This window comes from Aquisalimonas sp. 2447 (genome assembly GCF_012044895.1).
Classification (GTDB): Bacteria; Pseudomonadota; Gammaproteobacteria; order Nitrococcales; family Aquisalimonadaceae; genus Aquisalimonas.
On the sequence record NZ_CP050695.1, the window covers coordinates 1,990,546 to 2,003,782 of the forward strand.

Annotated in this window: 16 protein-coding genes; 7 read left to right on the forward strand and 9 right to left on the reverse strand. The window is 66.0% G+C overall.

Annotated features, from left to right (window positions below; genetic code table 11):
- Nucleotides 1-3 precede the first annotated feature (3 nt).
- Nucleotides 4-660, reverse strand: coding sequence for a cation/multidrug efflux pump (locus KU884_RS09395; RefSeq protein WP_167782401.1), 657 nt, complete (start codon nucleotides 658-660; stop codon nucleotides 4-6).
- A gap of 77 nt (nucleotides 661-737) precedes the next feature.
- On the opposite strand from KU884_RS09395, the gene recQ reads away from it, so the two are divergent.
- Nucleotides 738-2,576, forward strand: coding sequence for a DNA helicase RecQ (gene recQ, locus KU884_RS09400; protein ID WP_167782402.1), 1,839 nt, complete (start codon nucleotides 738-740; stop codon nucleotides 2,574-2,576).
- Here recQ and KU884_RS09405 read toward each other — a convergent pair.
- The 4 genes from KU884_RS09405 to KU884_RS09420 are packed head-to-tail and all read right to left on the reverse strand — an operon-like array spanning nucleotide 2,566 to nucleotide 6,108.
- Nucleotides 2,566-3,183: an ABC-type transport auxiliary lipoprotein family protein gene (locus KU884_RS09405; protein ID WP_167782403.1), complete on the reverse strand. Its 618-nt coding sequence runs from the start codon at nucleotides 3,181-3,183 to the stop codon at nucleotides 2,566-2,568. The two genes, recQ and KU884_RS09405, sit on opposite strands and share 11 nt — an antisense overlap.
- 22 nt (nucleotides 3,184-3,205) lie before the next feature.
- On the reverse strand, nucleotides 3,206-4,147 hold the full coding sequence (locus KU884_RS09410; protein ID WP_167782404.1) for an MlaD family protein: 942 nt from the start codon (nucleotides 4,145-4,147) through the stop codon (nucleotides 3,206-3,208).
- Nucleotides 4,148-4,156: 9 nt separating this feature from the next.
- Nucleotides 4,157-4,981 (reverse strand): ABC transporter ATP-binding protein, encoded by an 825-nt coding sequence (locus KU884_RS09415; protein WP_167782405.1) that lies wholly within the window; start codon nucleotides 4,979-4,981, stop codon nucleotides 4,157-4,159.
- Entirely contained in the window at nucleotides 4,978-6,108 is a 1,131-nt protein-coding gene (locus KU884_RS09420; protein ID WP_167782406.1) for an ABC transporter permease, read from the reverse strand. The genes KU884_RS09415 and KU884_RS09420 overlap by 4 nt, the downstream gene beginning before the upstream one ends.
- A 56-nt stretch (nucleotides 6,109-6,164) precedes the next feature.
- On the opposite strand from KU884_RS09420, the gene KU884_RS09425 reads away from it, so the two are divergent.
- A complete protein-coding gene (locus KU884_RS09425) occupies nucleotides 6,165-7,037 on the forward strand; it encodes a PHP domain-containing protein (protein ID WP_167782407.1) in 873 nt (290 codons plus the stop codon).
- A gap of 2 nt (nucleotides 7,038-7,039) precedes the next feature.
- Here the strand turns inward: KU884_RS09425 and KU884_RS09430 are convergent, their stop codons facing one another.
- On the reverse strand, nucleotides 7,040-7,348 hold the full coding sequence (locus KU884_RS09430) for a hypothetical protein (protein WP_167782408.1): 309 nt from the start codon (nucleotides 7,346-7,348) through the stop codon (nucleotides 7,040-7,042).
- 183 nt (nucleotides 7,349-7,531) lie between these two features.
- On the opposite strand from KU884_RS09430, the gene KU884_RS09435 reads away from it, so the two are divergent.
- The 4 genes from KU884_RS09435 to KU884_RS09450 all read left to right on the forward strand — a co-directional run bounded on the left by KU884_RS09435 (nucleotide 7,532) and on the right by KU884_RS09450 (nucleotide 10,567).
- The gene (locus tag KU884_RS09435; RefSeq protein ID WP_167782409.1) at nucleotides 7,532-9,163 is read left to right on the forward strand and encodes a methyl-accepting chemotaxis protein; all 1,632 of its coding nucleotides are present in this window, start codon (nucleotides 7,532-7,534) and stop codon (nucleotides 9,161-9,163) included.
- 86 nt (nucleotides 9,164-9,249) lie between these two features.
- Nucleotides 9,250-9,669 (forward strand): DUF2750 domain-containing protein, encoded by a 420-nt coding sequence (locus KU884_RS09440; RefSeq protein ID WP_167782410.1) that lies wholly within the window; start codon nucleotides 9,250-9,252, stop codon nucleotides 9,667-9,669.
- Complete coding sequence (locus KU884_RS09445; protein WP_167782411.1) at nucleotides 9,656-10,093, forward strand: PaaI family thioesterase; 438 nt, start codon at nucleotides 9,656-9,658, stop codon at nucleotides 10,091-10,093. Before KU884_RS09440 ends, KU884_RS09445 begins: the two co-directional genes overlap by 14 nt.
- Nucleotides 10,094-10,114: 21 nt before the next feature.
- Complete coding sequence (locus KU884_RS09450; protein WP_167782412.1) at nucleotides 10,115-10,567, forward strand: PaaI family thioesterase; 453 nt, start codon at nucleotides 10,115-10,117, stop codon at nucleotides 10,565-10,567.
- A gap of 12 nt (nucleotides 10,568-10,579) precedes the next feature.
- On the opposite strand, the gene KU884_RS09455 is transcribed toward KU884_RS09450, so the two are convergent.
- The 3 genes from KU884_RS09455 to KU884_RS09465 are packed head-to-tail and all read right to left on the reverse strand — an operon-like array spanning nucleotide 10,580 to nucleotide 12,097.
- Nucleotides 10,580-10,861: a hypothetical protein gene (locus KU884_RS09455; protein WP_167782413.1), complete on the reverse strand. Its 282-nt coding sequence runs from the start codon at nucleotides 10,859-10,861 to the stop codon at nucleotides 10,580-10,582.
- 43 nt (nucleotides 10,862-10,904) lie between these two features.
- A complete protein-coding gene (locus KU884_RS09460) occupies nucleotides 10,905-11,075 on the reverse strand; it encodes a hypothetical protein (protein ID WP_167782414.1) in 171 nt (56 codons plus the stop codon).
- Nucleotides 11,072-12,097 (reverse strand): hypothetical protein, encoded by a 1,026-nt coding sequence (locus KU884_RS09465; protein WP_167782415.1) that lies wholly within the window; start codon nucleotides 12,095-12,097, stop codon nucleotides 11,072-11,074. The genes KU884_RS09460 and KU884_RS09465 overlap by 4 nt, the downstream gene beginning before the upstream one ends.
- A 134-nt stretch (nucleotides 12,098-12,231) precedes the next feature.
- Between KU884_RS09465 and KU884_RS09470 the strand changes: the two genes are divergently transcribed.
- Complete coding sequence (locus tag KU884_RS09470; protein ID WP_167782416.1) at nucleotides 12,232-13,236, forward strand: TAXI family TRAP transporter solute-binding subunit; 1,005 nt, start codon at nucleotides 12,232-12,234, stop codon at nucleotides 13,234-13,236.
- The last annotated feature ends 1 nt before the right edge of the window (nucleotide 13,237 follow it).

A 13,237-nucleotide genomic window follows, 5' to 3' on the forward strand; every position in this document is an offset into this window, starting at 1 on the left:
GTCCTACTCCCAGCTCGACGGGACGACTGGTGCGTCTTCGTCCGCCGGGCGGGCCAGCAAACCGGTCTGGCTGACGCGCACGCGATAGCGGGCGCCATCCTCCATGGGCAGGTAGGTGGCGCTGCCGTAGACGGCGTCCACCCAGGGTACATACTGATCGCGGTCCCGCAGCAGCCCCCAGATATCCAGGCCGCGGTCGCCCCCCAGGGAGTGGACGCTGCGCGGCGCATCGCGCTCCTGGTCGATGTCGCGGTAGCGGCCGCTGAGCCGCTCCAGCCGGTAGCGACTGTCCATGCCGACAAGGGTGGCCGGACCCTTCCACTTGAGCATGCGCGCGTCTACCTGCCACTCGTCGCCGAGTACGGGGAAACGCTCGACCACCGGGCTGTCCGCGTACTGGACAATCGCGATGTAGCGCTGGTCGTCCTCCTGGACGAAGCGGATTTGCAGGACATCCCGCTCCTGGGTCAGGCGGTCATAGGTGTAGAGATTGGCGCCGACGGTGCCCACCAGCGCGCCACTGCCCACCAGTGCGGCACCCAGCAGGCAGTGTCCGCAGCCGTTGGCGAACCGCAGGCGGCACAGTCGCACCAGCCCCAGTACGACGCCGGCAACGCCCAGCGCCCCGAGTGCAAGGGCTGCGATACTCGTGTACGCCATTCCTGTTCTCCCGTTCCCTGTGCGGCTATCATCCCCCGCACGACCACCGATGGCGAATGCAGGTTTTCGAGAAGAAGATGATTAACACGCCAGACCCTGCAAGGGAAATGCACAGGGATCCCGGGCAGATTCTCCATAGCGTATTCGGTTTCGAGCATTTCCGGCCGCTCCAGAGACAGGTTGTCGAGCAGGTCATGGGTGGCGGCGACGCCCTGGTGCTCATGCCCACCGGCGGCGGCAAGTCGCTGTGCTACCAGATTCCCGCCATTGCGCGGCCGGGGACCGGGATCATCGTATCGCCCTTGATTGCGCTGATGAACGACCAGGTGGCCGCCCTGGTGCAAAGCGGCGTTAATGCGGCGTGCCTGCACTCCGGCCTGGAAGCGGGTGAAGCCAGGGCCATCGAGCAAGCGCTGGTGGAGGGGGAGCTGGATCTTCTCTATGTAGCCCCGGAGCGGCTGCTTACGCCGCGGATGCGGGATCTGCTGCAGCGGGTCCGCCCGGCGTTGTTTGCCATAGACGAGGCGCACTGTGTCTCCCAATGGGGGCACGATTTCCGCCCGGAGTATCTGCAGCTGGCGGTGCTGGGCCGGGACTGGCCGGAGGTGCCGCGTCTGGCGCTCACCGCCACCGCTGATCCACGCACCCGGGAGGAGATCCTGGAGCGATTGGACATGCCGCGGGCGGAGCGTTTCATCTCCAGCTTCGATCGCCCGAACATCCGCTACCGGGTTGCGGAGAAACGCAATGCCAAGCAGCAACTGAAGAATTTCCTGGAACGGGAGCAGGGCGGTAACGCGGGTATTGTCTATTGTCTGTCACGGCGGAAGGTCGATGACATGGCTGCATGGCTGCGGGATCAGGGCTGGCAGGCACTGCCGTACCATGCCGGGCTGTCGGCGGAGGAGCGCCGCCGCAACCAGGAACGGTTCGTGGGCGGCGACGGCGTCATCGTGGTGGCCACCATCGCCTTCGGCATGGGCATCGACAAACCCGACGTGCGCTTTGTTGCCCACATGGACTTGCCCCGCAGCCTGGAGGCCTATTACCAGGAAACCGGCCGTGCCGGCCGTGATGGACTGCCGGCGGATGCCTGGATGGTCTACGGATTGCAGGACGTGATCACCCTCAGGCAGATGATCGAGGGTTCCGGCGCGGACCCGGAGCGCCAGCGGGTGGAGCGGCAGAAGCTGGAGGACATGCTGGCCTTCTGCGAGCAGCTCAACTGCCGTCGGCAGATTCTGCTGGCACACTTCGGGGAGCAGGATCACCCGGCCTGCGGCAACTGTGATACCTGCCTGGAGCCGCCGGAGAGCTGGGATGCCACCGAGGCGGCCCGCAAGGCGCTGTCCTGTGTCTGGCGGACTGGTCAGCGGTTCGGGGTAAGCCATCTGGTGAGCGTGCTCCAGGGCACCGACAGTGAGCGCATCCGCGAACTTGGGCACCATCACCTCAGCACCTGGGGAATCGGCGACGACATGGGGACCGGAGAATGGCGGGCGATCTTCCGCCAGCTGGTGGCGCGCGGCCTGCTCACCGTGGACGCGGAGGGCTATGGCAGCCTTCGCCTGACTGAGGCTTGTCGGCCGGTACTGCGGGGCGAACAGTCACTGACCCTGCGTCGTGACCGCAAGCCGGCCCGCACCGGGCGACGCCAGCGCCAGCCCGGCGAAGGGTTGATGGATGGCGCCAGCCATGCCCTGTGGGAGGCGCTGCGGGAATGTCGGCGGAGGCTTGCGGCGGAGCAGGGCCTGCCCCCGTACATGATCTTTCACGACAGCACACTCATGGACATGGTCGCTGCGCGACCGGAGACCCACGAGGCGCTGGCGGCCATCAATGGCGTCGGCGAACACAAGCTGCAGCGCTACGGTGATGACTTCCTGGAGGCCATCCGCAGCGTCGTCACGAGCTGATGCTCTCGCCGATTTCCGCGTTCAACCAGCGCACCATGTCGTGCAGCAGGTCGCCGACGGCCCGGTTGGTCGCGGCGACGCCCGGGGCCGGCCCGGCTTCGCGGCTGTCCACCTCCGCGCGGAAACGCTGTGTGGACAACACCTGCCCGCTGCCGGCTTCCACCAGCCTGGCGCGAAGCACGACCCGCGCCACGCCGGCGTCACGCCGGGTGTAGTCGTGTTCGAACTCCAGTAGTTCGCTCTCCAGGCGGTAATCTGCCGGCGCGGAGCCGCCGGAGCCGACCACGGTGGCAAACAGCCCGGCGCTTTCCACCGCGTCGATGAACAGTGGGTGCAGCAGGCGTGCCGGCGCGTCGATCCATTGATTGCGGGCGTAATAGCGGCGCTGGTAGGCGGACTCCCGGTAGGCCATGTCGTTGGTGGCCAGGGCGGAAATCGCCGTGGGGCGGGCCACATTCAGGGTGGTATCGCTGCTGGCGAACATGCCGCTGGGGAGCTCCGGATTCAGCTCCCAGGTGCTGCGGGCATCTTCCCGGGGTGGCTGGAAAGGCGTACAGGCGGCCAGCAGGGCGCTGGCAAGCAGCAGGGTCTTGGTCAGGTGTCGCACCACGGGTCTCCGTTCAGTGGTCTCAGTCCCGCTCGCCGGGGCCCGGCACACGCCGGGGCGGGCCAAAGAGCAGCTGGTTGGGGTGGTCGGAGAGATCCTGTCCGAACCGGTCCAGGGTGTGCGTCAGTCCGCGCACGTCCAGCAGCAGGCGGTTGAGCTCCGGAAGTGTCTCGCGATTGATGCGGTCCAGCGTGTGGCCACCGCGCTCACCCGTGTTGCGCAAGGAGTCGGCCAGTTCTTCGACGCTGGCGGCGGCGGTGTCGAAGTTCCCCAGGGTGGCGTCGAAGCGGTCCATGCTTTGCTCCATGCGCGCAAACGTCTCCGGCGTGCCCTGGACCACGTCGCGGATATCCCGAATCAGCATTTCCGTTGCTTCCAGCGTTCGGCTCAGTTCGTCCGCGTCGTCCGCCAGCGTGCCGCTGAGCCGCTCCAGGTGGCTCACCGTTGCCGCGATGGTGCGCACGTTGTCCTCGCTGAGCAGACGTTCCATGCGATCCGCCATGCGGTCGATGCTGGCCATGCCATCCTCGGCGGCGCGTTCCAGACGCGTGCGCAGGGAGGGTGCCGGCCGCAGTACAGGATGTTCATGGTCCTCACGGGATGGCGGTCCGGCCTCGGCACTGCCGGGGACCAGTTCCAGATGCCCCAGGCCGGTGAGCCCCTGGCTGGCGAGCCGGACGCGGGTATCCGCGTAGACGGGGACGTTTTCCTGCACGGTGAGCACCACCCGCACCCGTCCCTGATCGTCAAGGCCCATGTCCCGCACCCGACCTACATCGAGACCCTGGTATTTCACCGCCGAATTCCGGCTCAGGCCGGTCAGGGGCTCCTGGGGGAACACCAGGTACTGCTTGCCGTCCTCGCGCCCCACATCGGCGCTGAACCACAGCCCCGCCGCCAACAGGGCGATGCCCAGGATGACCACGAACAGGCCGACAACGGTGTAGTTCACACGACTGAACATGATGCTTTGCTACTCTCCCTTGATCCGGGCGGCGTTCCCCGGGGCTGACGCCGGGCGGGCACGGGCGCCCTGGAAATAGGCACGAATGACAGGGTCCTCGCTGGCCAGCAGTTCCTCCATGGGTGCCAGTGCCCAGACGCGCCGGTTTGCGAGAAACGCCACCCGGTCCGTAGCCTGGCGCAGGGATTCCGGATCGTGGGTGATCATGACCACGGTCAGGCCCAGAAGATCCCGCAATTCCACGATCAGATCGTCGAAATCCGCCGCACCCACAGGGTCGAGCCCCGAGGTGGGTTCGTCCAGGAACAGCAGTTCCGGGTCCAGCGCCAGGGCTCTGGCCAGGGCTGCGCGTTTGACCATGCCACCACTGAGTGTATCCGGATACTTGTCGGCGGCGCTCGCGGGCAGGCCGGCGAGAGCAATCTTCAAGCCGGCAAGCTCCTGGCAGAGTTCCCTGTCGAGCCGGGCGTGTTCCCGGATCACCATGGTGATGTTCTCGCGCACGGTCAGCCCGGTGAACAGCGCCCCGTGCTGGAACAGGACCCCCATGCGGCGTCGAAGCTGACGCAACTGCCGGCGATCGACTGCGGTCGCATCCGTGTTCAGCACCCGGATGCGACCGGCCTGCGGCGCATGCAGCAGCATGATCTCCCGCAGCAGAACCGTCTTGCCGGTGCCACTGCCTCCGACCAGTCCAAGAATCTCGCCGCGGCGAACGTTGAGATCCAGGTCCTGATGGATGGTGGTATCGCCGAACCGCGTGCACAGACCCTCCACCCGGATGATCTGCTCCGTGGTGATGTCGGCATTGGCTGTCGCGGCTGAGGAGGTCATAAGTTCAGCTGGCTGAAAACCACGGAGAAGGCCGCATCGGCCACGATGACCAGGAAAATCCCCTGGACGACGCTCTGCGTGGTTGCCCGCCCCACGCTCTCGGTGCTGTTCTGCACATGAAAGCCGTGGTAACAGGCTACCAGGGCGATGATGACTGCGAACACCGGTGCCTTGATGATGCCCACCCAGAAACTGCTGGCTGCCACGGCTTCCGGTACACGCTGGATAAACTCGCGCACGCCGATGTCGAAATACGCGGTGGCCACCGTCATGCCACCCAGCATGCCGAAAATGTCAGCAAAGATGGTCAGCAGCGGCATGACGATCACCAGCGCCAGGATCTTGGGCAAGACCAGCATCTCGTAGGGGGTAACGCCGATGACGCGCAGGGCGTCCACCTCCTCGGTGATCCGCATGGTCCCGATCTGTGCGGTAAAAGCGGAGCCGGTGCGGCCGGCGACAATGATGGCCGTCATCAGTGGTGCCATTTCGCGGAGCATGGTCAGCGTAAGCAGGTCCACCAGAAAGATGGTGGCCCCATACTGCTGCAGCGGTTGGCCACCCTGGAAGGCGATGACCACGCCGGTGAGGAACACCAGCAATCCCAGAATCGGCAGGGCGCGGACCCCCGCATTGTCCATCTCGCCAACGACCTGGCGCCAGCGCAGCGTGTGGGGATGCAGCAGCCGCGGCACACTGTCTGCGCTCACCTCGCCGACAAAGGCGAAGAAAGCCGCCAGCCGGCGAACACCGTCCACCGAGGCTTCCCCGATCCGGTAGACTATACCGGGACGGGGTGCGGTCGGTGACGGCGGCAGCCGGTGTTCGGTGACCATGTCCAGGAGTTCCCGGTGGGCGGGCTGGATACGGGCGCGGTCCACGGCGTGTCCCCGGGATTCCAGGCTTTCCAGGTGGCGACGCAGGGTCACCGCACCCGCGGTGTCCAGGCGCTGCATGGCGCTGGTGTCGACGGTCACGGCGCCCGTCTCCGTGCGGGGGAGTGCAGGAACCCGCTGTGAGAAGCCTTGCCAGCTCCAGTCGCCCGTGTACGCGAGGATCTGCCGCTCGCCGTCCCAGGTGATCAGCGGTGGGTCAAAGGAGCCTGGCGTGGCGTCTCCACTGGCCATTCATTCATCCGGCGATAGCGTTGCGTCGAGGCAAGGATCGCGGGACCATCGGTCAGATGCAAATCCCGCAAGCGCCCGTTGCCAACCTCTGCGTCGACCTCCATGCCCATACCACCGCCTCGGACGGCGCCCTGTCGCCGCAGGAGCTGGTGGAAAGGGCCGCAGTTCGGGGCGTGACTCACCTGGCGGTGACGGATCACGATACCACGGCCGGGGTCGCGGCGGCGCAGGAGGCCGCGCAGCAGACAGGCCTGCGCGTGATTCCGGGGGTCGAGGTCTCCACCTTGTGGCAGGGGCGGGAGATCCACCTGGTGGGCCTGGGTCTCCGGGGACATCCGGTGCTGGAACAGGGGTTGGCGTATCAGCAGGCCCAGCGCTGGGAACGGGCCGAGACCATCGTGACACGGCTGGCGCGGAACGGCGTTGCTGGCGCCGAGGCAGTGATCGATCAGCGCGGCGCAGATGCACCGGGACGAAGCCACTTCGCCGAATGGCTGGTCGCGCAGGGCGCTGTCAGGGACCGTCAGCAGGCGTTCAAGCGTTATCTCGGTCGCCAGGGGCGGGCCTGGGTGCGCCCCGGATGGGTGAGCCTGGAGACCGCCGTGCGCTGGGTTCATGTTGCCGGAGGCCGCGCGGTGCTCGCTCACCCCTACGCCTACGGCATGACCGGCGCCTGGCTCCGGCGCCTTTGCGAAGCGTTCGCCGGCGCCGGTGGTGAAGCCATTGAAGTGGTGACGGGGCGGACTACACCGACGCAGGTCCGCGATGCCCTGGGTCTGTCTTTGCGGCACGGGCTGGCAGCGTCGTGCGGATCGGATTTCCACGCACCGGGAACCGGCCTGGAACCCGGCCATCTGGCACCCCTGCCCGTTTCCGCCCGCCCCGTGTGGGACCACGCTCCGGAATTGCTGGCACCTGATGGTCCCTAGTGTCAGTCCTTTGAACCATCCTGGCGCTGCTCGTCTTCGCGGGTCCGTCTGACCTCGCGGAACTCACCCTCGATGATTGTGTGCGGGCGCTTCCGGGCCTGTCCCGGAGTCGGAGTGGTGCGGTCTGCCCTGGCGCGGGACAGACCCCGCATGAGCCAGAAACGGACCCATAACACCACTGCCAGAATCGCCCCGACGCCGAGAAGAACGGCCAGTAGCACGGCACCGAAAATCAGCGCCGCGCCCAGGATCGCCAGGCCTCCCAGGACCAGAAGAACGTGGACGAACGGATTGGTGCTGCGGTAGTGCATGGGCAATGTCCCGGATTCTGCGACACAGCCGACAGAGCGGCGTGGACCGAATCGTTATTGTGCCTCAAGTCACAGGCGGTTGGGCCGATACCTCTCAACAACGCCACGAAAAGACAATACGAGCGTGCGGGTTGGCGGCAACCGCCATTGCTGGACGATTGATTCACTGAAGGAGAGTTTCCCATGGGCCGGTTCATTATGGGCAGTATCCGCAACAAGCTGTTGCTGATTACAGGGGGCGGTACTGCCCTGGTGCTGATCGCGACGCTGTTCGGGTTCTATCAGCTCTTCGACAGTATTCAGGGGTATCAGCGCCTGGCGACGGTGGAATCCCAGCAGGAGCGACAACTGCAGGTGATTCGCGCTCAGTTTGCGGCACAACAGGAGGAATGGCTGACCCTGCTCCTGCGGGGCGACCAGGGGCACCGCCGCGAGGAACACTGGGAGCGGTTCCAGGACTATCAGACCGACATCCAGGAGATGACCCAGGAGCTACTCGAGGAGGTTCAGCACCCGCAGGTGGTCGAACCGCTCGAGGCGTTCCGTGAGGAACATGCCGCGATGTTGCCGGAGTATCAGGAGGCTCTGGAGATATTCGAGGACACCTTCGGTGATCCGCTGGCCGGCTATGAGTGGGCAGAAGGCGTGGAGCAGACGAGCCTGACCTCGCTGCGTGAAGCCCGTGACACCATGGTAGACGTCGCGGCCACGGAGACGGACCGCAATCTGGAGCGGGCTAACCAGGCAGTGTTGCTGAGCCTTGGGCTGCTGGCCGCTGCGGTCCTTGTGGCCTTCATCGGGTTCCTGCTGCTTCTTCAGCGCGGGCTTCTGCGCCCGGCCGCCGAGCTGCGCGAGGACCTGGATCGCCTCTCCCGGGGCGATTTCACCCAGGCCGTGCGTAAGAGCACTGACGATGAGCTGGGCATGATCGCCCGCAGCGCCCAGCAGATCCAGCAGCAGCTGGGCAACATGATCGGCCAGGTGCGCGATGCCGTGAGTCAGCTCGCGTCCTCCGCGGAGGAGATGTCCACGATTTCCGCGCAGACGTCCGCAGGCGTGGAGCGGCAGCGGTCCGAGACCAACAGCGTGGCCACGGCCATGAACGAGATGACCGCCACCGTCCAGGAAGTGGCCCGCAACGCCACTGAGGCGGCGGAAGCCGCGCGGGACGCCGACGCCCGCGCCAACGAAGGCCAGGCGGTGGTGGAAGAGACCGTCTCCGCGGTAAACCGCCTGGCCGCGGAGATGGAGCGTGCGGCGGACTCCGTGGGCCGGCTCAACGAGGAAAGCGAGTCCATTGGCTCCGTGCTGGACGTCATCCGAGGTATCGCCGAGCAGACCAACCTGCTTGCACTGAACGCGGCCATCGAGGCCGCGCGGGCCGGGGAGCAGGGTCGTGGCTTCGCCGTGGTGGCGGACGAGGTGCGCAGCCTGGCGCAGCGGACGCAGCAGTCCACCCAGGAGATTCAGGACATGATCGAACGGGTGCAGTCCGGCACCGGCGATACGGTCAAGGTCATTGAGGAGAGCCGCAGCCAGACGCAGACGGTTGTGGATCGAACCCAGAGTGCCGGCGAAGCCCTTCAGGGCATTGCCGGGGCTGTGGGACGAATCAATGAAATGAACACCCAGATTGCCAGCGCTGCAGAAGAGCAGAGTTCCACCTCCGAGGAAATCAATCGGAACGTGGATACCATCAACCAGGTCGCCGAGGAGAGCAGCGAATCGGTGGAAAGCAGCCGCAAGGCCAGCGAGGAACTGGCGCGCCTGTCCGCGGAACTGCAGGAACTGGTGCGCGCGTTCAGGATCAACTGAGGCCGGCGGCCGTGGAGCCAACCTGGCAAAGCGGCAAAGAGTACTAGTAGACTGCCGCAACCCCGGGTGAGTTGAGGTAATCGGCGATGATGGATGCAACACCAGAGGGTGTGGATCCCGCCTACGCAGCGTTTCTCGACGAGGTCGTCGAGGCAGGAATGGTCTGGGGCCTGAGCGACGACGAGGGTTGGGCTCTGGCACCGTCTGCCGATGATGACCAGGTGATGGTCATGCCGTTCTGGGCCTCGGAGGAGGGCGCCCGGGCCTGCGCTTCCGGAGAGTGGGAGCAGTTCGTGCCGGAGCCGGTGGTTCTGGACTTCTTCATGGAAGAGTGGCTGCCGGGCATGGACGGCGACGAGCTACGTGTCGGCGTGGCGTGGGATGCGGAACTGGAAGGCGTGGAAGTGCCGCCTCTGGAACTCCAGGCGGACCTGGAGGCCGCCATCCTGGACCGCAGCGAGTCAGACGTCGATGGCGAGGCCGCCGCTGACGATGACGATGCCTGACAGCGTGGTGCGCCGCGCTCACGCTTTCCCCGCGTGGCTGGATGCACTTCTCGACGATCCGTTGCATCCTGGCCTGCTCGCGGAACGCCTGGACCAGCGCGGCGTGACGCTGTACCAGCCCTGGCATGAGGGCCTGGTGGGCAACCCCTGGCGGGGCCAGATTCACGGCGGTGCATTGACAGTGCTGCTGGACAAGGCGACCCGCGCCGCGGCGCTCACGGTGATGCCTTCGACTGAAGGCGTTGTGCCGCTGGATCTGCGAGTAGACCATCTGTCGCCAACCCTGGGTCGCGAGGGCCTGCGCGTGCGCGCCGCCTGCCATCACCTGACCAGGACCGTGGCCTTTGTCGAGGCCACGGTGACGGAACTCAACTCCAGTCTTCCCGTAGTCGTCGGCACGAGCAGCCTGTTGAGAAATCCATGAACGCCTTCCCGCAGGACTCCAATGACTGACTTTCGCGCAATGGTGCTGGCGGCCCGCGAGCAGCGCGATTACCGCAAGCTGGTGGAACTGATTCCCTACGCACGCATGCTGGGTATCGATTTCCATGAAGATGCCGGCGGCGAGCTGCTGTTTCGCCTGGCGTTCGGCCGGCACAATATCGGCAATCCGGCCATGCCTGCGCTGCATGGCGGAGCCGTGGGTGCCTTCATGGAACATGCGGCGATTTTCGAGCTGCTCTGGCGCATGGAGGCCTCCATGCTGCCCCGGGTGGTGGATTTCTCCATCGATTATCTGCGCCCGGGCAAGCCGGAAGACACCTACGCCTGCTGCCGCGTATGGCGGCAGGGGCAGCGTATTGCCAATGTGGCGGTGGAGACATGGCAGTCCGACCGCGATGCAACCATCGCCACGGCACGCGGCCATTTCCTGCTGTCCGAGCCGGGGGCGGCGTAGGGCGCGACCGAATCAGCGTTCGTCCACGCTCCAGGACTTGACGAACAGGATCGCGGCCGCCGGCACATGGACGATGCCGATGCTGGTAACGAACACCAGAACGATGTTGAGTTCGGTGAGTACGCCATAAAGCCGCGCCATCACCCAGCCGAACGCGATCCCCGTACTCAGTAGAACAATCCGCGCCACACGCAGATGCCTGATATTGGGAACCCGTCCTGGGAGCTCATGGTGCACATAGGCAGCCGCGGCGAGGGCGAATACGGCAATGGCCCCGAGCAGTAGATTCAGCATGTTTCCTCCAGGAAGGCAGCGAGCGGCGCGGGGAGCGGTTCGCTCAGGCGGCTCCCGGCTCCACCAGCGCCATGCCGGTCCAGACCAGGGCGACCAGCAGCGCCACGGCCAACGTCGCCAGACCGAGACGGCGGCGTCCGCTGCTGCCATACATGGCCCAGCCCAGGGCCACGAAAGCGATGGATCCGGCGAGCAGAAGCACAAGCGTGATCATTGCACCCCGCCAACCGCGCACTTGACGCCGTGGATCCGGTCGAGGCGATCCACAACGATGGTGGCGTCGACAAAGCCGGTGCGTTCATGGCCGTCCTGATCCCGGGCGACAATGTAGGCACTACCCTGTATTCGTTCCACGGCATCCGCCCGGTGTTGTGCCAATGGCGTGCCAGTATCCTGCCATTGCCAGCTGCGGATGTCGTCCACCGGGACGCGGTCAAGACTGGCTTCGGACTGCAGGCGTCCCTCGATTTCCCCGGGAAGGCGCAGGGGGACCTGTACCACCGTGCGGCTGCCCGCGGCAATGGTGCCCGCCTGGTCGGAAGCCATGCTCAGTAGCTCGTTGTCGAGGCCGGCGCCGCTGCGGTGGGCGTCCAGCGTGTAACGGTTGTTGCCGGTATTCCGGATCTCCACGTCCAGATAGCGCGTGGCAGTGAGCTCACCGTCGATCATGGCGCGGCCGGGCTCGCTGCTGATGCCGGTGACCCGGGCTTCCAGGTCACGGTGCAGGCTGGCACCGGCGCCGCCGGCGCGCACGCGCCAGCGGCTATCGCCCTCGACGGGTGCGGCGTCACCACTGAAATGCAGCGTCACCGCCAAGCGCTCGGAGCCCTGCGTCTGCTCCGGCAGGGCCATTTCCGCGAGATCGGACCAGACTACCGGGTCGTCGTCCGGGTCCACCAGGGTGGCGACCGTTTCGCCGTTGTCCATCAGTCGGGCGGAGCTGACGGTCCAGGCGTCCGCCGGCCGGGAGTCCGCGCAGGCGTCGGCCACCCGCTCGAAGATGGGGTGGTCGAACCGGTGTTGTGCCTCCCAGGGGGTGTCCACATCCAACTCCACCCGGTCGTCACTCCAGTAGACCGCCTGGGCGCCCAGGGAAGTGGAAACCACGGTGGCGGATTCCACGTCAACGTCCAGTGAGCGTTCATCGGTGACTGTAGGGGCGTCCGGTGTGCCGCCGCAACCGGCCAGGAAGAGCGCACCAGCGCAGGACAGGGTGGCAAGTTGGTGGTGTCGCATGGCAGGTCTCCGTGGCTTCGGCCAGCATCATACGGCGCCGGGCATGCCGCGGGAAGGGTGTCGGTGCTGGGAGTAGCGTATTGAGCGTGTATCATTGGGAGCCCACTCCCTGTGGCGTTGATGGAGCTGCTGTCATGCTGGCGAAAAACTCGACTGTTCCCGGGCGCGCCTTTCTGGGCGCAGCGGTGCTGATACTGGTGTTGCTGGGCTGGACGCTGCCGGCCTCTGCCGAGCAGCGGTTCATGACCGTCGGCACTGCAGGGGTCACCGGCGTCTACTACCCGGTTGGCGGCGCCCTCTGCCGCCTGGTGAACCGTGGCCAGGATGACCATGGGCTGCGGTGCTCTGCCGAGAGCACCGAAGGTTCCATTTTCAACATTAATGCCCTGCGGGGCGGCGAGCTGGATGTCGCCATCGTTCAGTCCGACTGGCAGTACCATGCCTACCACGGCAGCGACCGGTTTGCCGACGCTGGTGCCTTCGAGGATCTGCGCTCGCTGTTCTCGCTGCAGGTGGAGGCGTTCACCGTGGCGGTGCGCCCGGACGCGGACGTTGAGACGTTCGCTGATCTCCGCGGCAAGCGGGTGAATATCGGCAATCCGGGTTCGGGCCAACGGGGCACCATGAACGTGGTTATGGACGCTCTGGGCTGGGACTACGACGAATTCGCCCGCACCGCGGAACTGCCGTCCAGGGAGCAGGCCCAGGCCCTGTGCGACAACGAAGTCGACGCCATCGTGTTCGTGGTGGGCCATCCCACGGGCTCCATCCAGGAACCCATCAGCACCTGTGACGCCCGCCTGGTGCCGGTGACCCATGAGGACATCGACCAGCTGGTCGACGACACGCCCTATTACCTGTCCACGGAAATCCCGGGGGGGATGTATCCGGGGCACGACGAGCCAGTGCGGACCTTCGGCGTGGGCGCCACGCTGGTCACCACGGCGGACGCCTCGGATACCCTGGTGCGGGCGGTGATGTCGGCGGTGTTCGACAATCTCGATACCTTCCGCGAGCTCCATCCGGCGCTGGAAATCCTGGAGCCGGCGACGATGCTCCGGGAAGGCCGCAGCGCGCCCGTGCATGACGCTGCGCGCGCCTATCTCGAAGAAGCGGGTTACGGCGAGTACCTCGACTGAC

What these genes read in the sequence shown, in the direction of transcription:
- KU884_RS09395 (WP_167782401.1), bottom strand. Translation starts at nt 660, where the DNA reads ATGGCGTACACGAGTATCGCAGCCCTTGCACTCGGGGCGCTGGGCGTT.
- recQ (WP_167782402.1), top strand. Translation starts at nt 738, where the DNA reads ATGATTAACACGCCAGACCCTGCAAGGGAAATGCACAGGGATCCCGGG.
- KU884_RS09410 (WP_167782404.1), bottom strand. Translation starts at nt 4,147, where the DNA reads ATGTTCAGTCGTGTGAACTACACCGTTGTCGGCCTGTTCGTGGTCATC.
- KU884_RS09415 (WP_167782405.1), bottom strand. Translation starts at nt 4,981, where the DNA reads ATGACCTCCTCAGCCGCGACAGCCAATGCCGACATCACCACGGAGCAG.
- KU884_RS09420 (WP_167782406.1), bottom strand. Translation starts at nt 6,108, where the DNA reads ATGGCCAGTGGAGACGCCACGCCAGGCTCCTTTGACCCACCGCTGATC.
- KU884_RS09425 (WP_167782407.1), top strand. Translation starts at nt 6,165, where the DNA reads ATGCAAATCCCGCAAGCGCCCGTTGCCAACCTCTGCGTCGACCTCCAT.
- KU884_RS09430 (WP_167782408.1), bottom strand. Translation starts at nt 7,348, where the DNA reads ATGCACTACCGCAGCACCAATCCGTTCGTCCACGTTCTTCTGGTCCTG.
- KU884_RS09435 (WP_167782409.1), top strand. Translation starts at nt 7,532, where the DNA reads ATGGGCCGGTTCATTATGGGCAGTATCCGCAACAAGCTGTTGCTGATT.
- KU884_RS09440 (WP_167782410.1), top strand. Translation starts at nt 9,250, where the DNA reads ATGATGGATGCAACACCAGAGGGTGTGGATCCCGCCTACGCAGCGTTT.
- KU884_RS09445 (WP_167782411.1), top strand. Translation starts at nt 9,656, where the DNA reads ATGACGATGCCTGACAGCGTGGTGCGCCGCGCTCACGCTTTCCCCGCG.
- KU884_RS09450 (WP_167782412.1), top strand. Translation starts at nt 10,115, where the DNA reads ATGACTGACTTTCGCGCAATGGTGCTGGCGGCCCGCGAGCAGCGCGAT.
- KU884_RS09455 (WP_167782413.1), bottom strand. Translation starts at nt 10,861, where the DNA reads ATGCTGAATCTACTGCTCGGGGCCATTGCCGTATTCGCCCTCGCCGCG.
- KU884_RS09460 (WP_167782414.1), bottom strand. Translation starts at nt 11,075, where the DNA reads ATGATCACGCTTGTGCTTCTGCTCGCCGGATCCATCGCTTTCGTGGCC.
- KU884_RS09465 (WP_167782415.1), bottom strand. Translation starts at nt 12,097, where the DNA reads ATGCGACACCACCAACTTGCCACCCTGTCCTGCGCTGGTGCGCTCTTC.
- KU884_RS09470 (WP_167782416.1), top strand. Translation starts at nt 12,232, where the DNA reads ATGCTGGCGAAAAACTCGACTGTTCCCGGGCGCGCCTTTCTGGGCGCA.